The organism is Sphingomonas sp. BLCC-B65, assembly GCF_028550675.1.
Classification (GTDB): domain Bacteria; phylum Actinomycetota; class Actinomycetes; order Actinomycetales; family Microbacteriaceae; genus Microbacterium.
Genome location: NZ_JAQQGL010000001.1, coordinates 809,999 through 835,927, shown reverse-complemented (window position 1 = coordinate 835,927; position 25,929 = coordinate 809,999). Strand labels below are relative to the sequence as shown.

Genomic DNA, 25,929 nt, shown 5'->3' with positions numbered 1-25,929 from the left:
TCGCTAGGCTGGTGCGGTGAGCGAAACGACACCGCATGGCACGAACGACGGCGCACTCTGGGGGGCACGCTTCGCGTCGGGACCCTCACCCGAGCTCGCGACCCTCAGCCGTTCCACCCACTTCGACTGGGTGCTTGCGCCCTACGACATCGCCGGGTCGCACGCGCACGCGGCGGCGCTCGCGGCCGCCGGGTATCTCACCGCCGACGAAGAGGCACGCATGCACGCGGGGCTCGATGCCCTGGCGGCGGCGGTCGCCGACGGCTCACTGGTCGCCCAGCCGGCCGATGAGGACGTCCACGGCGCTCTGGAAGCCGCTCTCATCGCCGAGGTCGGTCCAGCGCTCGGCGGCAAGCTCCGCGCGGGTCGCAGCCGCAACGATCAGATCGCCACCCTCGTGCGGTTGTACCTTCTCGATCACGCGCGCGTGATCGCCCGCGACCTTCTTCGGGTCATCGACGCCATTGTGTCGCAGGCCGAGGCGCACGCGGAGGCCATCATGCCGGGCCGCACCCACCTGCAGCACGCGCAGCCGATCCTGTTGGCCCACCACCTGCAGGCGCATGGCTGGCCCCTCGTCCGCGACCTCGAGCGCCTCCGCGACTGGGCGGCGCGCGCGTCGGTCTCGCCGTACGGCGGGGGAGCGCTCGCCGGTGCGACCCTGGGCCTCGATCCCCAGCTGGTCGCCGATCGGCTGGGCCTCGCCCGGCCGGCGGAGAACTCCCTCGACGGCACGAGCTCGCGAGACGTGGTCGCCGAGTTCGCCTTCATCGCAGCGATGATCGGCGTGGATCTCTCCCGTTTCGCGGAGGACATCATCATCTGGAACACCCGCGAGTTCGGCTTCGTCACGCTCGACGACGGCTACTCCACGGGCTCCAGCATCATGCCGCAGAAGAAGAATCCCGACATCGCCGAACTCGCTCGGGGCAAGGCGGGCCGCCTGATCGGCAACCTGTCGGGTCTTCTGGCGACGCTGAAGGCCTTGCCGCTGGCCTACAACCGCGATCTGCAGGAGGACAAGGAGCCGGTCTTCGATTCGGTCCTCACGCTCGAAACGGTGCTGCCCGCGTTCGCCGGCATGGTGGCGACGATGCGGTTCGACACGGCGCGCATGGCCGGCTTGGCCCCGGCCGGGTTCTCGCTGGCGACGGATGTGGCCGAGTGGCTCGTGAAGCAGGGCGTGCCTTTCCGCGATGCGCATGAGATCTCCGGGTCGCTGGTGCGTGCGTGCGAGGAGCGTGGAATCGGCCTCGAGGATGCCGACGACGCTCTGCTCGCGGAGGTGTCGACGCATCTGACCCCGAGCGTCCGCGAGGTGCTGACGATCGAAGGGTCGGTCGCGAGCCGCACCGGCGCCGGCGGCACGGCCGGTATCCGTGTGTCCGAGCAGCGTGCCGAGCTCATCGCCCGCTCGCAGAGCGCCGCACGGAGCCTGATCGATCTCGAATAGCAGCTAATAACTGATATCTGGCCAATATCAGCGATATGCTTCTTTCCATGAATGTTGCGGTGATCGCCGACATCGTCGGATCGCGGAGTCTTCCCGATCGGGCTGCCGCCCAGCGCGCTCTGGAAGAGACGATCGCCCGTGTGGAACGTGACGTTCCGCTGGCCGAGCGCCCCCTCACCGCCACGGTGGGGGACGAGCTGCAGGGCGTATACCCGTCTCTGGATGCCGCCATGGCGGCCCTGCTGCTGGTGCGGCTCGCGTTGCCCGACGATCTCGACTGTCGCTTCGGCATCGGGATCGGGGCGCACCGCGACGTCCCCTCCCGGGTGGGCACTCTCGCCGAGGGGCCGGGGTGGTGGGCCGCGCGTGAGGCGATCGATGCCATCCACGCCGCGCAGGCGCGCACCATCCCGGGCGCCCGCACCTGGGTCGTCGCCGATGCCGGCGCGGCGGTGGATGTCCGGATCGCCAATGCGTATCTCCTCGCACGGGACCACCTCGTGACCGCGATGACGGCGCGCACTCGGCGACTCGCCTACGGCCGGATGCTCGGTGCGACGCAGTCGGAGCTCGCGGCCGCGGAGGGCATCACCCAGTCGGCGGTGTCCCAGGCCCTCGGCGCCGCCGGAGTCGCCGCCCTCGTCGAGGGCTACGCGCAGCTGCGCGCGGACGCGTCGCCGACGTCCGAGGTCTGAGCCGCGCGGCGATCACCTCACCAGACCGCGAGCCAGACGACCCCCGCGACGGCGCACGCCCACAGCAGACTCGCCATCGTGCCGACGATGAACCTCTCGCGCGCGGCCGGTGTGGCGAGTTCCGTGAATCGTCCGACGCCCTTCAACGCCACGACGATGGCGACGGCGCCGGGGAAGCCGGCGAGGATGCCGAGGGCCGCGCACGCCCGCTCGAGGTAGCCGATCGTCGTGCCGCCGCGCAGGATCTCCTCTTCGCGGACCGCTGCGCTGTCGCGACCGGACATCATCTCGACGAGGATGCCGCCGCGTGGACCCTCCGCCGTGCGGCCGCCGTCGGCGATCGTGAGCACCCAGCGGGTGAACGGGTTGCCGCCGACGATGGCCAGCGCGGTGCCGAGGACGGCCAGCACAGCCGAGGCCAGGACGGGAAGGTGCGCCGGCAGGATGCTGAGAGCGACGAGCGCGAGCAGGACGATCGCCGCCGCGGCGATCAGAACCGGGCCCCGCGGGCGCCGCAGGGAGATCACGACGAGGATCAGGGCCGCGCACAGCGCGATGAACAGCACGATCACGCCGATCAGCGTGACGATCGCCTGGGTGTCGGGATCCATGTCGTCAGTCTCCCACGGCGTCCTGACGTCGCAGCGGCGGCGCCACCGGCATGATCGGGGCGCGGCATCGGCCGCTGATAGCCTGGGCGCGTGTCTGAAACCGTCTCCGTGAGTGCTCCCGCGCCCGCGCGTGCACTGGCTCCCGCCAACGACCCCTCGTTCGAGAACGTCTGGGACGAGATCGTCTGGCGAGGCCTGGTGCACGTGTCCACCGATCAGGACGCCCTGCGCGTTCTGCTGGCCGGCGAGCCCATCACGTATTACTGCGGCTTCGACCCGACGGCACCGAGCCTGCACCTGGGAAACCTCGTACAGCTGCTGCTGATGCGCCGTCTGCAGCTGGCCGGTCACCGCCCGCTCGGTCTCGTCGGCGGATCGACCGGACTCATCGGCGATCCCCGGCCCACGGCGGAGCGCACGCTCAACACGAAGGACACGGTCGCCGAGTGGGTGGGCAACCTGCGTGCCCAGGTCGAGCGCTACCTGAGCTTCGACGGCGACAACGCCGCGCGCATGGTCAACAACCTCGACTGGACGGCGCCGATGAGCGCCATCGACTTCCTCCGCGAGATCGGCAAGTACTACCGCGTCGGCACGATGCTGAAGAAGGATGCCGTCGCCGCGCGCCTGAACTCCGAAGCGGGCATCAGCTACACCGAGTTCAGCTACCAGATCCTGCAGGGGATGGACTACCTCGAGCTGCACCGCCAGTACGGCTGCGTGCTGCAGACGGGCGGGTCCGATCAGTGGGGCAACCTCACCAGCGGCACCGACCTCATCCACCGCGTCGAAGGGGTGTCGGTGCACGCCATCGGCACGCCCCTGATCACCAACAGCGACGGCACGAAGTTCGGCAAGAGCGAGGGCAACGCGATCTGGCTGGATGCCGAGATGTGCAGCCCGTACCGGATGTACCAGTTCTGGTTGAACACCGACGACGCCGATGTCATCGAGCGACTGAAGATCTTCACCTTCCTGACGCGCGCAGAGATCGAGCAGTACGAGGAGATGGTCGCCGCGGAGCCGTTCCGCCGTGCCGCGCAGAAGCGTCTCGCGCTCGAGGTGACGACGACCGTGCACGGGCCGGAGGCCGCGGCCGCGGTGATCGCGGCATCCGAGGCCCTCTTCGGTGCCGGCGATCTCGGTGCCCTGGATGCCGCCACGCTGCGCACCGCGTTGGAAGAGCTGCCGCACGCGACGATCGTGGGGGGCACCACGGTCGCGCAGGCACTGGTGGAGACGGGACTGTGTGCGAGCCTCAGCGAGGCACGCCGATCGATCGCGCAGGGCGGCGTCAGCCTCGACGGGACCAAGGTCGACGACGAGTCCGCCGCCATCACGGGGGCGCTGCCGGGCGGCGTCGCGGTGCTGCGCCGCGGCAAGAAGACGCTCGCCGGGCTCTTCGTCGCACCTGCGGCCTGACCCGGCTCGACACCCCGCCGGAGGCCGCATGCCGTTCACTGTCTCGCACGCCGTGGTGGCGTTGCCGTTCGTCCGCACGCCGCTGCTTCCGGCCGCGATCGCGATCGGCGCGATGACGCCGGATCTGCCGCTCTTCGTCCGCGGCACGCCCGTGTCGTACCAGCTTACTCATACGAATCTTCTGGTCTCAACGGCGATCGCCGCCGTGCTGACGGTCATCTGGTACGGCGTGCTGCGTCCGGCCGTGCGGTCGCTGTCGCCGCGATGGATCGCAGCTCGGGTGCCGGCCGCGTGGGACCGACCCGGTGTGCCGCAGTGGTGGTCGCGGCGTCCGGCGTGGCAGTCGGCGGTGCTCGCGGCCCTCTCGCTGTTGCTGGGGGTGGCCACGCACATCGCCTGGGATGCCTTCACGCACGAAGGGCGATGGGGAACCCGGCTGCTTCCCGCACTCGACGCGCAGTGGGGGCCGCTTCTGGGGCTCAAGTGGCTGCAGTACGGCTCCACCGCGTTCGGACTGATCGTGCTCGCTCTCGCCGCCGCGCTGTGGCTGCGTGGTCGCCGTGCGGAGTCGGCGACCACCGGCATCCCGCCGATCGTTCGATATCTGTGGTGGCTCTCGCTGCCCGTCGTGCTGCTGGCGGCATGGCTTCTCGGCCTCGCCGTCTACGGTCCTTTCACTCCTGCCTGGACGGTGCAGCACCTGGCGTACCGGGTGCTGCCGCCCGCCTGCGCCCTCTGGGGTGCAGCCACCCTCGTGCTGTGCGTGGTCATCGCGGTCCGCCGGCGTCGCGCGGCGTGACGCGTTGCGCGTCACCGCGGTAATGTGAACGTGCACATCGAAGGCGAGGGCACCGTGTCGGCTGGCGAGGAGAAAGCACGCAGCGCGAGCATCCGCGATGTCGCGCGCGCCGCCGACGTCTCGTATCAGACCGTCTCACGCGTGCTGAACGGCCACCCGTCGATTCGACCCGAGACCAAGCAGCGGGTGCTCGATGCCATGGCCGACCTGCGCTACCGTCCGAATCAGGCGGCTCGCGCCCTCGTGACCAGCAGATCGCAGACGCTGGGGGTCGTGCTGGGCTCGCGGGGCGAGTACGGTCCGTCGTCCAGCCTGGCCGCCCTCGAGGATGCCGCGCGCGAGCGCGGGTACTGGGTGAACTCCGCTTACCTGCGCGACACCCGCCCGGAGACGATCGCCGCCGCCGTGGAACATCTGCGCCGACAGTCCGTCGAGGGCATCATCGTGCACGCCCCGCAGGTGCGGGTGTTCGATGTGCTCGCCGAGCTCGATGTCGACATCCCCTACCTCGGGCTGCACAGCGCCGAGCGCGGGATCGCCGAACTCGCGGAGGATCAGGTGCGCGGCGGCATGCTCGCCACCGAGCATCTGATCTCGCTGGGACACGCCGAGATCGTGCACGTGGCCGGTCCGCAGGATTGGATCGAGGCGGAGAGCCGCATGCAGGGCTACCTGCGCGCCCTCTCGGACGCCGATCTGCCGACGCGTCCGCCGATCCTCGGCGATTGGACCGCGGATTTCGGCTACCACGCCGCCGTGGAGCTCTCGCGCCGCCTCGACTTCACCGCCGTCTTCGCTGCGAACGACGCGATGGCACTCGGGATGATCCACGGCTTCCGCGATCTCGGCATCGACGTGCCGCGCCAGGTGAGCGTCGTCGGCTTCGACGACATTCCCCTCGCCGCGCATGCGTGGCCGCCGCTGACGACCGTCCATCAGCAGTTCGCGGGGCTGGGGGAGCGTGCCATGGCCGCTCTGCTGCGGGCGATCGGCGAGCCGGACGTGCCGACGGATGCCGTGAGCGGCATGAATCTGGAGCCTTCGCTCGTGGTGCGCGAGTCCTGCGCCGTCGCCATCACGGCGAAAAGATGACGCTTCGATAACGGCCCCTTCCCGTGATTGACAACCTCGTTCCGAGGGTGCACGATGTTCAAGCGATGTGAACGGTCACATTGAGCTTCGGAACGAAGCCCGCTCAACGAAGACAAGCTGACGACGAGGAGGTCGCGCACAATGCCGGATGCAGTGCCGATCCTGGAGATGCGCTCCATCACCAAGGAGTTCCCGGGTGTGAAAGCGCTCAGCGACGTGTCCATCACGGTCGCCGCGGGCGAAGTCCACGCGATCTGCGGCGAGAACGGCGCCGGCAAGTCCACGCTCATGAAGGTGCTCTCCGGGGTGTACCCGTACGGCACGTACAGCGGCGACATCTGGTACCGCGGCGAGGTCGTCCAGTTCAGGGACATCCGCGCGAGCGAGCACGCGGGCATCGCGATCATCCATCAGGAGCTGGCGCTGATCCCCGAACTCTCGGTGACGGAGAACATCTTCCTCGGCAACGAGATCGAGCGCGGCGGCGTCATCGACTGGGCACAGGCGCGGCTCCGAGCCGTCGATCTGCTGGCGCGCGTGGGCCTGCGCGACGACCCCGACACGCAGATCAAGCATCTCGGTGTCGGCAAGCAGCAGCTGGTCGAGATCGCGAAGGCGCTCGCCAAGGACGTCAAGCTGCTCATCCTCGACGAGCCGACCGCCGCGCTGAACGAAGACGACTCGCAGCACCTGCTCGATCTGATCCTCTCGCTCAAGGGCAAGGGCATCACCTCGATCATCATCAGCCACAAGCTCAACGAGATCGAGCAGATCGCCGACTCCATCACGATCATCCGCGACGGCCGCACGATCGAGACCCTCGATGTCGCCTCCGGCACCGTCGACGAGGACCGCATCATCCGCGGCATGGTAGGCCGCTCGTTGGAGAGCCGGTTCCCGGACCGCACGCCGCACATCGGCGAGGTCTTCTTCGAGGTGCGCGACTGGACGGTGCGCCACCCGCAGATCCCCGAGCGGCTCGTCGCCAAGCACTCGAACCTCTACGTGCGCCGGGGCGAGATCGTCGGCATCGCCGGCCTCATGGGCGCGGGGCGCACCGAGCTCGCCATGAGCCTCTTCGGCCGCTCCTACGGCATCTACGAGTCGGGCCAGATCCTCATCGACGGCAAGGAAGTCGTCATCAAGGACGTCCAGTCCGCGATCGATCACGGCATGGCCTACGTCAGTGAAGACCGCAAGGTGCTCGGACTCAACCTTCTCGACACGATCAAGCGCTCCATCGTCGCGGCCAAGCTCAAGAAGATCGCGCGCAACGGCGTCATCGATCCGTACGCCGAGAACGACATCGCCGACGACTACCGCAAGAAGCTGCGCATCAAGACGCCGAGCGTCGATGTCGGCGTCTCGAAACTCTCCGGCGGCAACCAGCAGAAGGTCGTCCTGGCCAAGTGGATGTTCACAGACCCGGAGCTGCTGATCCTCGACGAGCCCACCCGCGGTATCGACGTGGGGGCCAAGTACGAGATCTACGCGATCGTCCAGCAGCTGGCCGCGCAGGGCAAGGGCGTGATCCTGATCTCCAGCGAGCTGCCCGAGCTGCTCGGCATCTCCGACCGCATCTACACGATCTTCGAGGGGCAGATCACCGATGATCTGCCCGTCGCCGACGCAACCCCCGAGAACCTCATGCGCAGCATGACCTCCGCACGACAGAAGGCACAACGATGAGCACCGAGACGGTACCCACCAAGCGTTCAGGCGGCATCTCCGACCTGAAGAAGATGTTCGGCGGGGGAACCTCCTCCCTCCGCCAGTTCGGCATCCTGGCGTCGCTGATCGCCATCATCCTGATCTTCCAGATCTGGACCGGGGGCACGACGCTCTCGCCGCAGAACCTCATCAACGTCGTCAGCCAGCAGTCCTACATCCTGATCCTCGCGATCGGCATGGTGATGGTCATCATCATGGGACACATCGACCTGTCCGTCGGCTCGGTCGCGGCTTTCGTGGGCATCATCGTCGCCAAATCGATGAACGAGTGGAACACGCCGTGGCCCCTCGCGATCGCGATCGGTCTGGTCGTCGGTGCCCTCGTCGGTGCGTGGCAGGGCTTCTGGGTCGCCTATGTCGGCGTCCCCGCGTTCATCGTGACGCTGGCCGGCATGCTCATCTTCCGCGGCGGCAACCAGTGGATCGGCCAGTCGACCACCACGCCGGTGCCCCCGGAGTACAGCTACATCGGCTCCGGCTACCTGCCCGAACTTCCCATCGCGGTCGACTTCAACGTGCTCACCATGCTCTTGGGCCTCATCGGCGTCGCATGGATCGTCTACAACGAATGGCGGCTGCGTCGCCAGCAGGCGAAGATCGGCGCCGACTCGGCTCCGCTCTGGGTGTCGGGCGTGAAGGTCGTCATCCTCTCGGCCGCGATCCTCTGGGCCGCCTGGCTGTTCGCCACCGGACGCCCGGGCACGAGCTTCCCGATCTCCGGCGTGATCCTGCTGGTGCTCGTCGTGATCTACTCGTTCGTCACCAACCGCACGGTCTTCGGCCGACACATCTACGCCGTCGGTGGCAACCGCCTCGCCGCGGCCCTCTCGGGTGTCAAGGACCGCCGTGTCGACTTCTTCGTCATGATGAACATGTCGGTGCTCGCCGCCATCGCGGGCATGATCTACGTCGGCCGCGCCACGGCATCCGGGCCCCAGGACGGCAACGGCTGGGAGCTCGATGCGATCGCCGCGGTGTTCATCGGCGGTGCGGCCGTGTCGGGTGGTATCGGCACGGTGATCGGCTCGATCATCGGCGGCCTCGTCATGGCGTTCCTCAACAACGGGCTCCAGCTGATCGGCGCCGGCGCCGACTCGGTGTCGATCACGAAGGGGCTCGTCCTCCTGCTCGCGGTCGCCGTCGACGTGATCAGCAAGCGCCGCGGAGGCCCCTCCATTATCGGTCTGCTCACGCGTCGACGTGACCGGGCCGCCGTGGTGGTCACAGAAGTTCCCGCCGTCATTCCGACGTCGGGCACGAACGAGTCGAGCCAGCCGGCTGACCTCCCCAAACGGTAGGTCCGGGACCGACTCGCCTCACCCTCACCAGAGAAAGTGATGAATCAATGAAGAGAATCGCTCTTGCGGCAGCCTCCCTGGCCGCCGTCACGGCACTCGCGCTCACGGGCTGCTCGAGCTCCGGGCGCGGCGGCGACGCGACCGCATCGGCGGGCGCGGCGGCAGGCTTCGCGGCCGATGCCACCATCGGCATCGCGCTGCCGGACAAGACGTCGGAGAACTGGGTTCTCGCGGGCGGCCTGTTCGACTCCGGTCTGAAGGAGGCCGGCTTCAAGGCCGACGTGCAGTACGCCCCGGCGTCCAACACGGTCGCCGAACAGCAGAACCAGATCTCGGCCATGATCACCAACGGCGCCAAGGTCATCGTCATCGGCGCCAAGGACGGCAAGCAGCTCGGCACGCAGCTGCAGCAGGCGGCGGATGCCGGTGTCACGGTGATCGCCTACGACCGTCTCATCGAGAACACGCCGAACGTGAACTACTACGTCGCGTTCGACAACTTCAAGGTCGGCGAGCTGCAGGGTCAGGCGCTCCTCGACGGCCTGCAGAAGCGTTCGGGCCACGGCGCGCCGTGGAACGTCGAGCTGTTCTCCGGCTCGCCGGACGACGCCAACTCGGCGGTCTTCTTCAACGGCGCCATGAAGGTGCTGCAGCCGAAGATCGACGACGGCACCCTGAAGGTCGTGTCGGGTCAGACCGACATCCAGCAGACGGCGACCCAGGGCTGGAAGGCCGAGAACGCGCAGAGCCGTATGGACTCGCTGCTCGCGGCCAACTACACGTCGGCGACCATCGACGGCGTCCTCTCGCCGAACGACACGCTTGCTCGCGCCATCATCACCTCGGTGAAGCAGGCCGGAAAGAACATCTCGCAGTTCACCGTCACCGGTCAGGACTCCGAGGCCGAGTCGGTCAAGTCGATCATGGCGGGGGAGCAGTACTCCACCATCAACAAGGACACCTCGCTGCTGGTGGCCCAGACCATCAAGATGATCCAGTCGCTCCAGAAGGGCGAGACGCCTGAGGTCAACGACACCACCCAATACAACAACGGTGTCAAGGTCGTCCCGGCGTACCTGCTGCCGCCGGTCATCGTCACCAAGGAGAACGCGGCCGAGGCTTACGCCAACAACCCCACCCTCCTGGCCCTCGTGAAGGCCGCGCAGTAAGCGACCCGCACGCCCACGACGGCCCCCGTTCTTCGGAGCGGGGGCCGTCGACGTGTCACCGGGGGAGCCAGACCGGATCGGCGGAGCCCCACGGTTCCGGCGGCGTGAACCTCGTCGGGGCTCCCGCGTAGGCCACGGCCGATCCGGCGGTGACGATGTCGTGGCCGTCGACGACGAACCGCTGGAGGTAGCGCGAAGGATCCGCCGGTTCGGCGAGCTGGCCCGCCCGATCCCGGGTCATGCCGAGCAGTTCCGCGGCGACGCGTCGGAGCGAGGTCTCGACGAGCCAGCTTCCTCCGACCTCGAGGCGACGACGCATCGCCGCGATCACACCGGCGGCCAGTGCATAGCCCGCGGTGTGATCCAACGCCTGGGCGGGAAGCGCACCCGGGGTGATGCGGTCGCCGGATTCGATCCACGCGATGCCGGATGCCGCCTGCACGAGGCTGTCGAACCCGCGTCCGCACTCGCGGCCCCATGCACTGAGTCTGGCCACGATGACGCTGGGATGCCGTGCGCATAGCGCTCGGGGGTCGAGGCCGAGCCGGGAGAGCGCCTCGGGGCGGTAGCCGAGAACGACGACGTCCGCGCCGGTGAGCAGACCGTCGAAGCGTCGCCGACCGTCGGCGGCATCGAGATCGAGGACAGCGCTGCGCTTGCCGTGACCGGTGTCCAGATGCTGCGCGGCGATCTCCGGCATCCGGGGAGGATCGATGCGGAGCACGTCGGCGCCGAGAAGTGCGAGTGTGCGGGTCGCCACCGGGCCCGCGATGACACGGGTGAGATCGAGCACGCGTACTCCGTGCAGGGGAGCGCAGGCGTCGACGGCAGTCGTGGCGACCGGGCTGTCCGCCACGCGGAGCACGGTGGCCAGAGGCGAAGCGCGAAGCCGACCGTCCGCGACGGGATCCTCGTGCCGCACCTCGACGCACAGACCTCCGGCCCGCGTGATCATCCCGACGGCGTCGCGGGTGGACAGCGCGCTCAACCGTGCACGCGCGCGGTCGAGATCGTTTGCACCCGGCGCCGCGCCGGTGAGGCCGAGCACCTCGCGCAGCGCACGCTCGTGGTGCGGGTAGTTCGCATGCGTGCGCACCCAGCCGTCCCGTGTGTGGAAGAAAGCCGACAGCGGGGCGAAGCCGATCTCCGCCTCGCCGTCTCGTCGGAACCACCGCTCGCTCGTGTACGCCATGGTGACCGCCTCGGCATCCACAGCCGTCACGGGTACGCGGCCAAGGGCCGACGCCTCCGCGATGACGGCGGCGACGGCGTCGGTCGCAAGAGTGCCGACGGGCAGCCGCGCGCGCAGTAAACGAGGCTCCATGGGGAGAGCCTACGGTGACATCCCGAGCGCGACACGCCCGGGATGTGGGGGTGATTTGCCGGATGGTGGTGTGCCGCGTAAGTTATTACTTGTTCGCCCCACAGGGAAGAGCGAAGGGCCGGAAGGCCTCGCCCCCTCAAGCGGAGAACCGAATCCCATCCCAAACCTCTCGCTAGAGAGAACAGGACTTTTGGTCTAGGATGGAAAACCTCCCTCCTGCACTCCGTTTCATTCGGAGGATGGTGGTGGGTTGTGGCAGTCGCGAAAGCTGTACTGCCGGCGTGGCAAGACTGTCACTCCAGTCGTGTTCCTTAGGGCGCGCGACGACGGAGACACCTTGCCCGCGTAGAGAAGTCGCCCCGCGATGAAGGCCGAGAGGCCGGAGCACGGGAGCGTCCGATCCTTGAGAACTCAACAGCGTGCACTTGTCAAATGCCAAATTACCTCGTCCCTGCCTTTTGGTGGGGTGAGATTCCTTTGGATCAAAGTCCGGTATTTCGGTGCCGGCATTATGGATTGTCAGTGATGGCATCCTTTTTGGTCAGTTTCGAACTCGCTGCATTGTCGTTTTCCCGATGGTGTATGCATTTTTTCTTTTTGGAGAGTTTGATCCTGGCTCAGGATGAACGCTGGCGGCGTGCTTAACACATGCAAGTCGAACGGTGAAGCCCAGCTTGCTGGGTGGATCAGTGGCGAACGGGTGAGTAACACGTGAGCAATCTGCCCCTGACTCTGGGATAAGCGCTGGAAACGGCGTCTAATACTGGATACGAACCGTGGAGGCATCTTCAACGGTTGGAAAGATTTTTTGGTCAGGGATGAGCTCGCGGCCTATCAGCTTGTTGGTGAGGTAATGGCTCACCAAGGCGTCGACGGGTAGCCGGCCTGAGAGGGTGACCGGCCACACTGGGACTGAGACACGGCCCAGACTCCTACGGGAGGCAGCAGTGGGGAATATTGCACAATGGGCGAAAGCCTGATGCAGCAACGCCGCGTGAGGGATGACGGCCTTCGGGTTGTAAACCTCTTTTAGCAGGGAAGAAGCGAAAGTGACGGTACCTGCAGAAAAAGCGCCGGCTAACTACGTGCCAGCAGCCGCGGTAATACGTAGGGCGCAAGCGTTATCCGGAATTATTGGGCGTAAAGAGCTCGTAGGCGGTTTGTCGCGTCTGCTGTGAAATCCCGAGGCTCAACTTCGGGTCTGCAGTGGGTACGGGCAGACTAGAGTGCGGTAGGGGAGATTGGAATTCCTGGTGTAGCGGTGGAATGCGCAGATATCAGGAGGAACACCGATGGCGAAGGCAGATCTCTGGGCCGTAACTGACGCTGAGGAGCGAAAGGGTGGGGAGCAAACAGGCTTAGATACCCTGGTAGTCCACCCCGTAAACGTTGGGAACTAGTTGTGGGGTCCATTCCACGGATTCCGTGACGCAGCTAACGCATTAAGTTCCCCGCCTGGGGAGTACGGCCGCAAGGCTAAAACTCAAAGGAATTGACGGGGACCCGCACAAGCGGCGGAGCATGCGGATTAATTCGATGCAACGCGAAGAACCTTACCAAGGCTTGACATATACGAGAACGCTGCAGAAATGTAGAACTCTTTGGACACTCGTAAACAGGTGGTGCATGGTTGTCGTCAGCTCGTGTCGTGAGATGTTGGGTTAAGTCCCGCAACGAGCGCAACCCTCGTTCTATGTTGCCAGCACGTAATGGTGGGAACTCATGGGATACTGCCGGGGTCAACTCGGAGGAAGGTGGGGATGACGTCAAATCATCATGCCCCTTATGTCTTGGGCTTCACGCATGCTACAATGGCCGGTACAAAGGGCTGCAATACCGTGAGGTGGAGCGAATCCCAAAAAGCCGGTCCCAGTTCGGATTGAGGTCTGCAACTCGACCTCATGAAGTCGGAGTCGCTAGTAATCGCAGATCAGCAACGCTGCGGTGAATACGTTCCCGGGTCTTGTACACACCGCCCGTCAAGTCATGAAAGTCGGTAACACCTGAAGCCGGTGGCCCAACCCTTGTGGAGGGAGCCGTCGAAGGTGGGATCGGTAATTAGGACTAAGTCGTAACAAGGTAGCCGTACCGGAAGGTGCGGCTGGATCACCTCCTTTCTAAGGAGCATCTGGCACTCTTTGGGGTGTCCAGGCGCCGGATCAGGGCCGAATGTGTCTTGCCGGTTAGCTCATGGGTGGAACGTTTGATGAGGTGTCGAGGAGTGATCTTCGAGTTAGTACGGCCTTCGGGCGTGGAACGCTGGGGGTGAGTGAGTCGGCACGTGCACGCTGTTGGGTCCTGAGGGACCGGATGCGCTTTCATCTTCGGATGGGGAGCAGACGAACCTCAGGACTCTTTCTGTTGCCGGCTGGTGCTGGTGCGGGGAGGGTACCGCCCGTACTTTGAGAACTACACAGTGGACGCGAGCATCTTCGAGATGATTTTTCATCTCGTGAAGATGATCTTAAAGATCATTAGTCAATTTTGATTGACGATTCGAACTCATGTGATTTCAAGTCTTTAAGAGCAAACGGTGGATGCCTTGGCATCTGGAGCCGAAGAAGGACGTAGCAATCTGCGATAAGCCTCGGGGAACTGATAAGCAAGTTTTGATCCGAGGGTGTCCGAATGGGGAAACCCCGCCAGGGCGCGTGCGTACCTGGTGACTCCCGCCTGAATATATAGGGCGGGTAGAGGGAACGTGGGGAAGTGAAACATCTCAGTACCCACAGGAAGAGAAAGCAACCGCGATTCCGTTAGTAGTGGCGAGCGAAACCGGATCAGGCTAAACCTAGCGTGTGTGATAGCCGGCAGGCGTTGCACGTTGGGGGTTGTGGGACTTTTCAGACATGTCTGCCGATGTGTCGGCGTTACAAGAAGGTATAGACGAACCGCATTGAAAGGCGGGTCATAGAGGGTGCCAACCCCGTAGTCGAAATGCTTCTCTTGGCGCGAAGAGTATCCCAAGTAGCACGGGGCCCGAGAAATCCCGTGTGAATCTGTCAGGACCACCTGATAAGCCTAAATACTCCCAGATGACCGATAGCGGACAAGTACCGTGAGGGAAAGGTGAAAAGTACCCCGGGAGGGGAGTGAAATAGTACCTGAAACCGTTTGCTTACAAACCGTTGGAGCCTCCTTAGTAGGGGTGACAGCGTGCCTTTTGAAGAATGAGCCTGCGAGTTAGCGATACGTGGCGAGGTTAACCCGTGTGGGGTAGCCGTAGCGAAAGCGAGTCTGAATAGGGCGATTCAGTCGCGTGTCCTAGACCCGAAGCGAAGTGATCTATCCATGGCCAGGCTGAAGCGACGGTAAGACGTCGTGGAGGGCCGAACCCACTTAGGTTGAAAACTGAGGGGATGAGCTGTGGATAGGGGTGAAAGGCCAATCAAACTTCGTGATAGCTGGTTCTCTCCGAAATGCATTTAGGTGCAGCGTTGCGTGTTTCTTGCCGGAGGTAGAGCTACTGGATGGCCGATGGGCCCTACAAGGTTACTGACGTCAGCCAAACTCCGAATGCCGGTAAGTGAGAGCGCAGCAGTGAGACTGTGGGGGATAAGCTTCATAGTCGAGAGGGAAACAACCCAGACCACCAACTAAGGTCCCAAAGCGCGTGCTAAGTGGGAAAGGATGTGGAGTTGCCTTGACAACCAGGAGGTTGGCTTAGAAGCAGCCACCCTTGAAAGAGTGCGTAATAGCTCACTGGTCAAGTGATTCCGCGCCGACAATGTAACGGGGCTCAAGCACGCCACCGAAGTTGTGGCATTGACATTTTTGGTAGGCCTTCGTGGTCCAGCCGTGTTGATGGGTAGGAGAGCGTCGTGTGGCCAGCGAAGCGGCGGTGTGAACCAGCCGTGGAGGCTACACGAGTGAGAATGCAGGCATGAGTAGCGAAAGACGTGTGAGAAACACGTCCTCCGAAAGACCAAGGGTTCCAGGGTCAAGCTAATCTTCCCTGGGTAAGTCGGGACCTAAGGCGAGGCCGACAGGCGTAGTCGATGGACAACGGGTTGATATTCCCGTACCGGCGAAGAACCGCCCAAGCTAATCCAGTGGTGCTAAGTGCCCGAATCCTGTCGTATCGATCCCTTCGGGGTGAGAGCTTCAGGGCTAGCGCATGACCCCATGCTGGTGCGGTTAGCGTATTAACAGGTGTGACGCAGGAAGGTAGCCCAAGCCAGGCGATGGTTGTCCTGGTGCAAGTGCGTAGGCCGAGTCATAGGCAAATCCGTGACTCGTTACGGCTGAGACACGATGCGGATAAAAAGTGGGTGATCCTATGCTGCCAAGAAAAGCATCGACGCGAGGTTCTAGCTGCCCGTACCCCAAACCGACTCAGGTGGTCAGGTAGAGAATACCAAGGAGATCGAGAGAATCGTGGTTAAGGAACTCGGCAAAATGCCCCCGTAACTTCGGGAGAAGGGGGGCCATCCACTTATATGAGCTTGCCTCAAAAAGGGTGTGGTGGCCGCAGAGACTAGTGGGTAGCGACTGTTTATTAAAAACACAGGTCCGTGCCAAGTCGCAAGACGATGTATACGGACTGACGCCTGCCCGGTGCTGGAAGGTTAAGAGGACCGGTTAGCCGCAAGGCGAAGCTGAGAATTTAAGCCCCAGTAAACGGCGGTGGTAACTATAACCATCCTAAGGTAGCGAAATTCCTTGTCGGGTAAGTTCCGACCTGCACGAATGGCGTAACGACTTCCCAACTGTCTCAACCGCGAACTCGGCGAAATTGCACTACGAGTAAAGATGCTCGTTACGCGCAGCAGGACGGAAAGACCCCGTGACCTTTACTACAGCTTGGTATTGGTGTTCGGTGTGGCTTGTGTAGGATAGGTGGGAGACTGTGAAGCGGTGACGCTAGTTACCGTGGAGTCATTGTTGAAATACCACTCTGGTCACTCTGGATATCTAACTTCGAACCGTAATCCGGTTCAGGGACAGTGCCTGGTGGGTAGTTTAACTGGGGCGGTTGCCTCCCAAAAAGTAACGGAGGCGCCCAAAGGTTCCCTCAACCTGGTTGGCAATCAGGTGGCGAGTGTAAGTGCACAAGGGAGCTTGACTGTGAGACTGACAGGTCGAGCAGGGACGAAAGTCGGGACTAGTGATCCGGCAGTGGCTTGTGGAAGCGCTGTCGCTCAACGGATAAAAGGTACCTCGGGGATAACAGGCTGATCTTGCCCAAGAGTCCATATCGACGGCATGGTTTGGCACCTCGATGTCGGCTCGTCGCATCCTGGGGCTGGAGTAGGTCCCAAGGGTTGGGCTGTTCGCCCATTAAAGCGGTACGCGAGCTGGGTTTAGAACGTCGTGAGACAGTTCGGTCCCTATCCGCTGCGCGCGTAGGAAATTTGAGAGGATCTGACCCTAGTACGAGAGGACCGGGTTGGACGAACCTCTGGTGTGCCAGTTGTTCCGCCAGGAGCACCGCTGGTTAGCTACGTTCGGGATGGATAACCGCTGAAAGCATCTAAGCGGGAAGCCGGCCTCAAGATGAGATTTCCATACCTTCGGGTGAGAGGCTCCCAGCCAGACTACTGGGTTGATAGGCCGGATGTGGAAGCGTGGCAACACGTGAAGCTGACCGGTACTAATAAGCCGATGACTTGATAACACACCGTTTTGGTGCTTGCGTCCACTGAGTGGTTCTCGATGTACGGTCGAGAACACACACAAACATCATTTTTGATCGTTGTGTGCTTGATGAAACATCAATAGTGTTTCGGCGGCCATAGCGTGAGGGAAACGCCCGGTCACATTCCGAACCCGGAAGCTAAGCCTCACAGCGCCGATGGTACTGCAGGGGGGACCCTGTGGGAGAGTAGGACACCGCCGGACTTCTTTTCAGGAAATGGCCACCCAACGCTGGGTGGCCATTTCCCGTTAACACGACTGAAAGGAACTCCTTCGATGGCACAGGATCGCGATCCCGAGAACCCGGATGCGACGCCCGAGCGCCGCCGGAGGTTTACCGACCGTGCTGGGTCGTCACGGGGCGCGGCCCGCTCCGACAACCAGCGCCAGCGCGATGGTGAGCGTAAGCCGTACGTCAAGCGTGATGGTGAGCGTAAGCCGTACGTCAAGCGTGATGGTGAGCGTAAGCCGTACGCGGCGCGTGATGGTGAGCGTAAGCCGTACGCGGCGCGTGATGGTGAGCGTAAGCCGTACGCGGCGCGTGATGGTGAGCGTAAGCCGTACGTCAAGCGTGATGGCGACCGGACGTCGCGTATTCCGGCTCGCACCTCGCGTCCGCCGCAGGGTTCGGACCGTCGCAGCGGCCCCGCGGCACCGCAGCTGCCCGATGATGTCACACCCCAGGACCTGCCGGCGTCCGCGCGTAATGAGCTCAAGACGCTGTCGAAGGAGAACGCCGAACAGGTCGCCCGTCATCTGGCCATGGCGGCGCGCCTCATCGACGCTGACCCCGAGCGCGCCCACGCGCACGCCCTCGCCGCATCCCGTAGCGCCGGCCGTATCGCCATCGTGCGGGAGACTGTGGCGATCACCGCGTACGCGCTGGGCGACTTCGCTCTCGCCGTGCGCGAACTGCGCACATATCGCCGCATCTCCGGCCGTGACGACCAGATCGCTCTCCTCGTCGACAGTGAGCGCGGGGTCGGCCGGCCCGATCGCGCCCTTGAGGTGGGGCGCGCGGTGGATCGGTCCACGTTGACGACGGACGTCCGGGTCGAGCTGGCGATCGCCATGTCCGGCGCCCGGCTCGATCTCGGCGAGACCGAACGCGCACTCAGCGAATTGGACATTCCGGAGCTGGATCCCGATCGGGCCTTCTCGTGGAGTCCGGGTCTGTTCGCCGCCCGCGCCGCGGTGCTCGAAGAGCTCGGGCGCCTCGACGAGGCCCAGCAGTGGCAGCGACGCGCCGAGGTTGCTGCTGACGCCCTCGGTGCTGTCGACGCTGATCTCGAGGTGATCGAGGTCGACGAGATCGACGAGATCGAGGAAGCCGCCCCTCCGGTGGAGGAGGCGACCGACTGATGGTGCTGTTCTCGAAGCGCACGGCGCCGACTCCGCTCGACGGTGTCGATGTGGTGCTCGCAGACCTCGACGGGGTCGTCTACGCCGGTCCCGGGGCCCTCCCGTATGCCGTCGACAGTCTGAATGCCGCCGCCGCCTCGCGACGTCTGGGGTACATCACCAACAACGCGTCGCGCCGCGATGCCGTCGTGGCGGAGCACCTCCGCGATCTCGGACTGACATCGACACGTGCCGAAGACGTGGTGACCAGTCCGCAGGCTGCGATGCGGTTGCTACGTGGGCGGGTAGCTCCGGGTTCGACGATCCTCGTCGTCGGGGGAGACGGACTCGTGTTCGAGATCGAGAAGGCGGGCTATGTCGTGACCCGCAGCGCCGACGACGCGCCCGCTGCCGTCGTCCAGGGGTTCGCACCCCAGGTGGGGTGGGAGCAGCTCGCCGAGGCTGCATACGCCCTGGCCACACCGGAGGATTCCGGTGGCATCCCATGGATCGCGACGAACACGGATTGGACGATCCCCCAGGCACGCGGGATCGCGCCGGGCAACGGCACGCTCGTTTCCGCCGTGCACACGGCCGTCGGTCGGCTTGCCGTCGTCGCCGGCAAGCCCGAGCGTCCGATCTTCGATGAGGCGGTCGACCGCTTCGGTGCGCACAAGGCGCTCTTCATCGGCGACCGGCTCGACACCGACATCGCCGGCGCTCAGGCAGCCGGCCTCGCCTCGGTGCTGGTACTGACCGGGATCGACCGTCCGAAACACGTGCTCGCCGCTCCGCCGACGTCGCGGCCCACGTTCATCCTCGGAGACCTGCGTGAGCTGCACGAGGAGTATCCCGAGACCGTCGTGCGGGGAGATGTCACCTCGGTTCGAGATGCGGCCGTGCGCGTCGACGGTGCCGACATCCACATCGTGTCGGAGGGATCGCGCCCGATCGATCTCGTTCGTGCCGGCGCCGCAGCAATCTGGTCCACCGGACGCGCCATCTACGGTTTCCGCGTGCCCGAGCGTCTCTACGCCGATCCCTTCCACCGCCCGTGAGGTCACATCGGCACTGACCGTCCTGAGGTTGTCAACCCCTCCGCACCACGAGGGTCTGCAACGTAGCCTCATCGTACGTGTCGTTCGAGGAGGATCCATGTCCGGAGTGAAGTTCTGGCTCACCGCGGCGATCGCCGGTGGCGTCGGCTATGTGCTGGGCGCCCGCGCGGGTCGTGCACGGTACCGCGAGATCAGTGCAGCGGCGAAGCACTTGTGGGATGACCCGTCGTTGAAGAAGGCCCGCGCGCGCTCCCGGAAGCTCGTGGACAAGGCGGCCAAGCGAGCAGCGAAGAAGCTGGGCGTCTGAGGCGCGTTCGACGGTCACTGCCACCCGAAGGTGTTGAACCACTCTGCGCGCGCTGCGGACTCGGTGACGTCGTCGGCGCCGCGGAATCGGTCGTGGACAGCGATGCGGCCATCGACGAGGGGCACGAAAGCATCGCACTCGAGGCATCGCGCCCGCCCGTCGGGAAATCCGGCAGCGGAGGAAGTGTCTGAGAGGCGAGGCGCGCTGACAGCCTGAACGCCTGACCCCGGGCACCGTGGGGCGTCGGCCTCGTTATCGGACCACATCTGCGACGTGCCGACGCGGTTGTGCAGCCCCGCATGTCCGGACGGTCGCGTACACAGGGCGCTCCCGCGTCGACTGCGGCACCACCGTGCGGTCGGATAGGTCACTGCTTCAGCTTACGTATCCTGGCCCGACTGGTGGTCGCGTCCGGTCAGTCCACGAGTGGGCCGCCGTGCTTCCAGTAGCCGAGGAACGAGACCCTCTTCGGCGTGATACCGCCGACCGAGATGAGATGGCGACGGATCCGGGTCACGGCACCGGTCTCGCCGGCGATCCACACATACGATGTGGCGTCGTCGCGAAGCGGTGCGGACGCGGCATCCGCCCAGCCCCGTACGAGCCGTTCAAGCGCGGAGCCGGGCGAGACGTCGGGCGCGACCGCGGTGGTGAGCGTTGCGAGACCCCCGTCGCCGAGGTCGTCCGCGTCGGCGAGTTCGGCGAGGACCTCGATGCGCGTCGCGTTGCGGTGCGTCTGGACGATGTTCCTCATCGCCGGGATCGCGGACGCATCGCCGACGAGTAGAAGCCGCGTCGGCGGTGTGGGCGGAGTGAAGTGGATGCCGTAGCCCGTGTATCCGGCGCGCGCGTCGGGCCCGGTCACCATCAACTCGTCGCCGGGCGCGCAAGTCATCGCCCAGTGGGAGGCCGGTCCCGCAGGTTCGTGCAGGAACACATCGACGTCGATCTCGGCCTCATCGGGACGGATGGCGGCTGGCGTGTAGGTCCGCAGCGGATTGCGCTGGGAGGCGGGAAGCGACTTCCAACGCGTGTACCACTCGCGCGGGTGCGGCGTCGGGACCTTTCGCAACCCGACGTCAACGATGCCGATCTCCGGCAGGGGGAGGACGAGCTTGATGCGCTGATCGAGTCCCCACGGCGCGAAGTGGCGGAGCATCGGACCGGCCAGAGTGACGCGCTGAAAGTTCGGGGTCACGCGTCGCACGGCGGCGACGGTCACCGGAAACGCACTGTACTCCCACGGCCGCACGTCGCCCGATGCCAGAGCGGGCACGCTGGTCACCGTGCTCCCGCCGCGGCGTGTCGGGCGCCCAGTGGCACGACGAGCGGTCCGCGCGTGACGGGATCGGCGATCACCACGTTGGGCAGGTCGAAGACCTCCTCCACACGTTCGGCCGTGATGACCTCGGCCGGGGGGCCTTCCGCCGCGATCCGTCCGTCTCTCATCGCAATGATGTGGTCCGCGTAGCGCGCCGCGTGGTTCAGGTCGTGCAGTACCGCGACGATCGTGCGACCGCGACGGTTGAGCGCTGCGAACAGCTCCATCAGATCGACCTGGTGCGCGACGTCCAGGAACGTGGTGGGTTCATCGAGCAGCAAGAGCTCGGTCTGCTGCGCGAGGACCATCGCGACCCACACGCGCTGGCGTTGGCCGCCCGAGAGCTCGTCGACGCGACGGCCCGACAGTGCGCTGATCCCGGTTTCGGCCATCGCCTCACGCACCGCCGCTTCGTCGGCATCCGTCCACTGACGCCAAAGTCCGAGATGGGGATAGCGACCGCGCGCCACGAGGTCGGCGACGGTGATTCCCTCGGGGGCCGACGCGCTTTGGGGCAGCAGACCGAGGCGTCGAGCGACTTCCTTCGGTGAGCGGCGTGAGATGTCGGCACCGTCGAGCATGATGGTCCCGGCCGAAGGGCGCAGCAGTCGAGCCAGCCCTCGAAGAAGCGTCGACTTGCCGCAGGCATTCGGTCCGATGATGACCGTGAACGATCCATCGGGAATGTGCGTCGTCAACTGGGTGATGATCGACGCCTCGTCGTAGCCGAGCGACACCGCGTCAGCCGCGAGGCGGGTATGGCCGCGAGGTCGATCATGGGGGGCGAGGTCGGGAACGGGCTCAGACACGGCGGCGAATCTCCTGGATGAGGGTGAGGACGAGATAAAGACCGCCGACGGACACGGTCACGACCCCGGCCGGCAGCGCCACCGGCAGAAGGTGTTGGGCGATGATGTCGGCGGCGAGCAGCAGCGCCGCGCCCACGAGCGCGGACAGCGGCAGGGAGAGGTAGGGCGTCCGACCCAGCCGACGCGCGATCTGGGGCGCCGCGAGGGCGATGAAGGCGATCGGACCGACCACCGCTGTGGCGATCGAGACCAGCAGCACCCCGATGAACAGCGCGCCGCTGCGGATCATCGACGGGCGCGTGCCGGTCGCGATCGCCAGATCGTCGCCGAGGTCCAGCTGGCGCAGGCCCGGCGCGAGGGGGGCGAGCGCGATCAGCAGAGGGATGCCGCAGAGTGCTGCACCGGCCACCGCCGCCCCTGTCACGCCGTTGAGCGAGCCCGTTCCCCATGCGGAGGCGAACATGGCGGTCTCGAGCTCGATCTGCAGCAGCATCCAGGTGTTCGCTGACGCGAGCATGGCGGCGACGCCGATGCCGATCACGATGATGCGAAAGCCGTCGCTGCGAACGCGACCCGCCAGCAGCACGATGATGCCCGCCGTCAGCAGGCCGCCGACGACGGCGCCCGCCGCCAGGACGGTCCATGACGTGGAGATGAACAGCATCGCCCCCAGCATCCCCGTGAACGCCCCGTTCGAGAGCCCCAGGATGTCGGGGCTGGCGAGGGGGTTGCGGGTGACGGTCTGGAACAGCGCTCCCGCGATCGCGAGGTACGCCCCGAGAGCGATCGCGGCCAGCGTGCGGGGCAGCCGCCACTCGAAGACGACGGTGCGATCCAGGGGAAGGCCGCCGCCCGCGATGACCTCGACGACCGCTGTCGGAGACAGCGGGTACGAGCCGAGCCCGAGCGCGATGACCGCCGCTGTCAGGGTCGCCGCTGCCAGTGCCGCGCCCGTCAGGGCGCCTCGAAGACGGATGTGCACGACGTGCGGGTGCCGCCCGATCGGGATGCGGCGATATCCCCGGTCGGACGTCGTCGCCGGACGTGTTCGTGTCGCCGGCACGTTCATGCTGCGGTCGCCCTGCGACGACGGGCGAGAGCGATCAGCACGGGTGCACCGACGAACGCCGTCACCACTCCGACGGGGATCTCGGCGGGGGCGATGAGCACACGTCCGAGCACATCCGACAGCAGGACGAGGATAGGGGCGAGGATCATCGAGGCGAGCAGGATACGTCTCTGATCGATGCCGAACATCCACCGTGCCACGTGCGGAACCATGAGCCCGACGAACGAGACCGGTCCGGCGATGGCGGTCGCCGCTCCCGCCAGGACGGTGACCGCGGCGACGACACCGAAACGGATGCCGACGACCGAGGCGCCTTGCGCACGCGCGACGTCATCGCCGAGAGCGAGGGCATTCAGCCCCCGAGCGAGAAAGAGCGCGCCGACCACGGTGACAGCGACGAAGGGGAGGAGGGGGAGCAGGACGTCGAAGCCGCGACCCAGCAGCGAGCCGGCGTGCCACGCTCTCATGCGATCGAACGCGTCGGGATCGCTCAGCGTCATCCCCGTCGTCGCGCCCGCGAAGACCGCTCCCAGCGCGACACCGGCGAGCGTGAGACGCAGGGGATCCGCGGGACCCCGACCGGAGGATCCGATGATGGTGACGCCGATGGTCACCACCAGAGCGCCGGCGAACGACAACCAGATCAGCGAGGTGATGTCTCGCAGCCCGATGACGGCGATGCCGATCGCGATCGCGAACGCGGCGCCGGCGTTGACACCGAGGATGCCGGGGTCGGCGAGGGGATTGCGTGTGAAGCTCTGAATCAGAGCTCCTGCCGTCCCGAGCGCGGCGCCGACGATCAGCCCTGCGGCCGTGCGTGGCACCCGCAACTCTGCGACGATGTAGCGGACATCCGGCGAGCCGCCGCCGGCGAGGACATCGAGCACCGTGCCCGCGTTCAGCGGACGGGAGCCGATCATCAACGACAGTGCCACCGACACGGCCAGCAGGATGGGGAGCGCGACCAGCGCGAACGCGTGAATCGTCGCGCGTGGCAGGCGGGGCAAGGCAGGGGGGCTCGCCGGTGTGCGAGGCCCCCGGGGCGCGACGACGGTCACCGTGTCGACAGGAGACGCGCGACATCGTCGAGCACGCGCATACCGCCCTTGGGGCCGACGCCCGACACCCAATAGCTCGTGTCGACGAGGGTGACGGAACCGAACGCGTCGGCGTTCTGAGTGATGGCCGCCGGGATCAGGCTCCTGTCGTCGACATCGGCGGCGGTGACGAAGAGGTAGTCGGCGGCGGCGCTGCGGATGTTTTCCGGAGAGATGTCCGCCTGCAGGCCGTCCTTCCAGTTCTGGGCGGGAATCGTGAACCCCACGCACTCGAGGGCGCTGCCGGCGAAGGATGTCGGGCCGTACAGACTCAGCGTCGTCTCGTCGCGCGGTCGGATCATGTTCGCGGTCTTGCCGTCGAGGGCGAACTCGTCCTTGATGGAAGAGCATCGCTGGGTGAAGTCGGCCAACAGCGCCGTGGTCTGGGCCGTCTTTCCGAGCGCCTCGCCCACCAGCATCGCGTTCTGCTGCCAGGGGTCGGACTGGGTGGTCATGAACACCGTCGGCGCAATGGAACTCAACTGGTCGTACAGCTTCGAGTGGCGCGACTCTGTTCCGAGGATCAGGTCGGGTCGTAGTGCCGCGATCGCCTCGAGGTCGGGCTCGGGCACCGTCCCCACCGGAGCGACGCCATCGACGCCGAGGTAGGCGGGGACGCCGGCGACGTTGCTCGCGACGGCGGCGCCGACGGGCGTCACGCCGAGCGCTACCGCGGTGTCCAATTCGACGGGTTCCAGCACCACGACGCGCTGCGGGTCATCGGGTACCTCGGTGACTCCGCGGGCGTGCGCGACGGCATGGGTGCCGCCCGTCGTCGCCGCCGGTGCAGCATCCGCTGTCGACGAACATCCCCCGAAGGCGATGATGGCGGTCACCATGACGGCGAGGGCGGGCAGGGATCGTCGAGCGGGGGAGCGCATGGGGTTTCGCTTTCGTCGGACCGCACCTCCAGAGTCGGTGCGGACGAGGTATGGCTTACCTAACTATGCTCATAGCCGCGGCGTGCGTGCAAACTCGCCGCCTAGGATGGGGGATCGTGACTGAGAACCAGCGACAGATCTTGGATGCCGACGTCCGCGACATCAGCTACCTCGACGAAGGCACCGGGCCCGCGATCGTTCTGCTGCCCGAAGCCGGACTGGACTTCGCCTACTTCGGCGCTCTGGCGAGCATCCTCGTCGAAGAGGACTTCCGGGTGGTGCGCATCGCCGCGCGACGCTCCGACGCGCAGACGTTGCACGAGTTCGCCCAGGACGTGGTCGACGTCCTGGAGCACCTGGGCATCTCGGAGGCATGGATCGGCGGGCACGGATTCGGCGGAGCTGTCGCGCGGACCGTTGCGATCGACCATCACGAACGAGTGAGCGGCGTGCTGCTGCTGGGTGTCACGCGTGACGCTCCGTACGGTGAGGATTTCGACGCGGAGGTGCGTGCCGTCTTCGGTGACTCGTTCTCGCCGCAGGCCGATGTGCGCCGGGTGCAGGCGGACGCGCTCGCGGCGACGGCTGCCGAGGCGTGGCGGCCCGTCGCGGACGCCACTCCCGTCCTCATCGTCCAGGGGACCGCGGATCGCGTCACGCCGGTCGAAGCCGGAGACGCACTGCGTGAGACCGCGCCGGGGCTGGTCAGCGTGAAGGCGGTCGATGGCGCCGGCCACTTCTTCCCACTGACCCACCCCGGCGAGACGTCGTGGTTCATCGAGGACTACCTCGACTGGGACTGAAAAGCGTCCCCT

19 protein-coding genes and 3 rRNA genes are annotated in these 25,929 nt (G+C 65.6%); 15 read left to right on the top strand and 7 right to left on the bottom strand.

What is annotated here, in order from left to right; all coding sequences use genetic code 11:
- The first annotated feature begins 16 nt into the window (after window positions 1-16).
- Together argH and PP359_RS04115 are read left to right on the top strand one after the other, a co-directional pair.
- On the top strand, window positions 17-1,453 hold the full coding sequence (gene argH, locus PP359_RS04120; protein ID WP_112932753.1) for an argininosuccinate lyase: 1,437 nt from the start codon (window positions 17-19) through the stop codon (window positions 1,451-1,453).
- A gap of 47 nt (window positions 1,454-1,500) precedes the next feature.
- Entirely contained in the window at window positions 1,501-2,148 is a 648-nt protein-coding gene (locus tag PP359_RS04115; RefSeq protein WP_499249948.1) for a SatD family protein, read from the top strand.
- 17 nt (window positions 2,149-2,165) lie between these two features.
- On the opposite strand, the gene PP359_RS04110 is transcribed toward PP359_RS04115, so the two are convergent.
- Window positions 2,166-2,759 (bottom strand): hypothetical protein, encoded by a 594-nt coding sequence (locus tag PP359_RS04110; RefSeq protein WP_036317806.1) that lies wholly within the window; start codon window positions 2,757-2,759, stop codon window positions 2,166-2,168.
- Between the two features lie 90 nt (window positions 2,760-2,849).
- Here PP359_RS04110 and tyrS point away from each other — a divergent pair, with 90 nt between their 5' ends.
- The 6 genes from tyrS to PP359_RS04080 all read left to right on the top strand — a co-directional run bounded on the left by tyrS (window position 2,850) and on the right by PP359_RS04080 (window position 10,270).
- On the top strand, window positions 2,850-4,181 hold the full coding sequence (gene tyrS, locus PP359_RS04105) for a tyrosine--tRNA ligase (protein WP_036317807.1): 1,332 nt from the start codon (window positions 2,850-2,852) through the stop codon (window positions 4,179-4,181).
- A 28-nt stretch (window positions 4,182-4,209) separates the two neighbouring features.
- Window positions 4,210-4,980: a DUF4184 family protein gene (locus PP359_RS04100; protein ID WP_499249947.1), complete on the top strand. Its 771-nt coding sequence runs from the start codon at window positions 4,210-4,212 to the stop codon at window positions 4,978-4,980.
- A gap of 30 nt (window positions 4,981-5,010) precedes the next feature.
- On the top strand, window positions 5,011-6,072 hold the full coding sequence (locus PP359_RS04095) for a LacI family DNA-binding transcriptional regulator (RefSeq protein ID WP_231560343.1): 1,062 nt from the start codon (window positions 5,011-5,013) through the stop codon (window positions 6,070-6,072).
- A gap of 141 nt (window positions 6,073-6,213) precedes the next feature.
- The gene (gene mmsA / locus PP359_RS04090; protein ID WP_036317820.1) at window positions 6,214-7,761 is read left to right on the top strand and encodes a multiple monosaccharide ABC transporter ATP-binding protein; all 1,548 of its coding nucleotides are present in this window, start codon (window positions 6,214-6,216) and stop codon (window positions 7,759-7,761) included.
- Window positions 7,758-9,101, top strand: a complete 1,344-nt coding sequence (gene mmsB, locus PP359_RS04085) for a multiple monosaccharide ABC transporter permease (protein WP_036317822.1) — start codon at window positions 7,758-7,760, stop codon at window positions 9,099-9,101. Before mmsA ends, mmsB begins: the two co-directional genes overlap by 4 nt.
- Before the next feature lie 47 nt (window positions 9,102-9,148).
- Entirely contained in the window at window positions 9,149-10,270 is a 1,122-nt protein-coding gene (locus PP359_RS04080) for a substrate-binding domain-containing protein (protein ID WP_036317825.1), read from the top strand.
- Window positions 10,271-10,325: 55 nt separating this feature from the next.
- Here PP359_RS04080 and PP359_RS04075 read toward each other — a convergent pair whose 3' ends face one another.
- Entirely contained in the window at window positions 10,326-11,594 is a 1,269-nt protein-coding gene (locus PP359_RS04075) for a CoA transferase (RefSeq protein WP_499249946.1), read from the bottom strand.
- A 594-nt stretch (window positions 11,595-12,188) separates the two neighbouring features.
- Here PP359_RS04075 and PP359_RS04070 point away from each other — a divergent pair.
- The 6 genes from PP359_RS04070 (at window position 12,189) to PP359_RS04045 (ending at window position 19,937) form a co-directional block, all read left to right on the top strand.
- Window positions 12,189-13,711: ribosomal RNA gene (locus PP359_RS04070) — 16S ribosomal RNA — on the top strand.
- A 393-nt stretch (window positions 13,712-14,104) separates the two neighbouring features.
- Window positions 14,105-17,211, top strand: a 23S ribosomal RNA gene (locus PP359_RS04065).
- 107 nt (window positions 17,212-17,318) lie between these two features.
- Window positions 17,319-17,435: ribosomal RNA gene (gene rrf, locus PP359_RS04060) — 5S ribosomal RNA — on the top strand.
- The 16S, 23S and 5S rRNA genes sit together here, the layout of an rRNA operon.
- Before the next feature lie 72 nt (window positions 17,436-17,507).
- Window positions 17,508-18,593 (top strand): hypothetical protein, encoded by a 1,086-nt coding sequence (locus PP359_RS04055; protein ID WP_499249945.1) that lies wholly within the window; start codon window positions 17,508-17,510, stop codon window positions 18,591-18,593.
- Window positions 18,593-19,630, top strand: a complete 1,038-nt coding sequence (locus tag PP359_RS04050) for an HAD-IIA family hydrolase (RefSeq protein WP_499249944.1) — start codon at window positions 18,593-18,595, stop codon at window positions 19,628-19,630. The genes PP359_RS04055 and PP359_RS04050 overlap by 1 nt, the downstream gene beginning before the upstream one ends.
- Before the next feature lie 97 nt (window positions 19,631-19,727).
- Window positions 19,728-19,937: a hypothetical protein gene (locus tag PP359_RS04045; RefSeq protein WP_051039639.1), complete on the top strand. Its 210-nt coding sequence runs from the start codon at window positions 19,728-19,730 to the stop codon at window positions 19,935-19,937.
- A 415-nt stretch (window positions 19,938-20,352) separates the two neighbouring features.
- Here the strand turns inward: PP359_RS04045 and PP359_RS04040 are convergent, their stop codons facing one another.
- The 5 genes from PP359_RS04040 to PP359_RS04020 are packed head-to-tail and all read right to left on the bottom strand — an operon-like array spanning window position 20,353 to window position 25,114.
- Window positions 20,353-21,213, bottom strand: a complete 861-nt coding sequence (locus PP359_RS04040) for a siderophore-interacting protein (protein ID WP_499249943.1) — start codon at window positions 21,211-21,213, stop codon at window positions 20,353-20,355.
- A 5-nt stretch (window positions 21,214-21,218) separates the two neighbouring features.
- Complete coding sequence (locus tag PP359_RS04035) at window positions 21,219-22,067, bottom strand: ABC transporter ATP-binding protein (protein WP_499249942.1); 849 nt, start codon at window positions 22,065-22,067, stop codon at window positions 21,219-21,221.
- Window positions 22,060-23,130 (bottom strand): FecCD family ABC transporter permease, encoded by a 1,071-nt coding sequence (locus PP359_RS04030; RefSeq protein WP_499249941.1) that lies wholly within the window; start codon window positions 23,128-23,130, stop codon window positions 22,060-22,062. The genes PP359_RS04035 and PP359_RS04030 overlap by 8 nt, the downstream gene beginning before the upstream one ends.
- Window positions 23,131-23,132: 2 nt before the next feature.
- On the bottom strand, window positions 23,133-24,143 hold the full coding sequence (locus PP359_RS04025; protein WP_499249940.1) for a FecCD family ABC transporter permease: 1,011 nt from the start codon (window positions 24,141-24,143) through the stop codon (window positions 23,133-23,135).
- A gap of 47 nt (window positions 24,144-24,190) precedes the next feature.
- On the bottom strand, window positions 24,191-25,114 hold the full coding sequence (locus PP359_RS04020) for an ABC transporter substrate-binding protein (protein ID WP_499249939.1): 924 nt from the start codon (window positions 25,112-25,114) through the stop codon (window positions 24,191-24,193).
- 116 nt (window positions 25,115-25,230) lie between these two features.
- Between PP359_RS04020 and PP359_RS04015 the strand changes: the two genes are divergently transcribed.
- On the top strand, window positions 25,231-25,917 hold the full coding sequence (locus tag PP359_RS04015) for an alpha/beta fold hydrolase (protein WP_499249938.1): 687 nt from the start codon (window positions 25,231-25,233) through the stop codon (window positions 25,915-25,917).
- The last annotated feature ends 12 nt before the right edge of the window (window positions 25,918-25,929 follow it).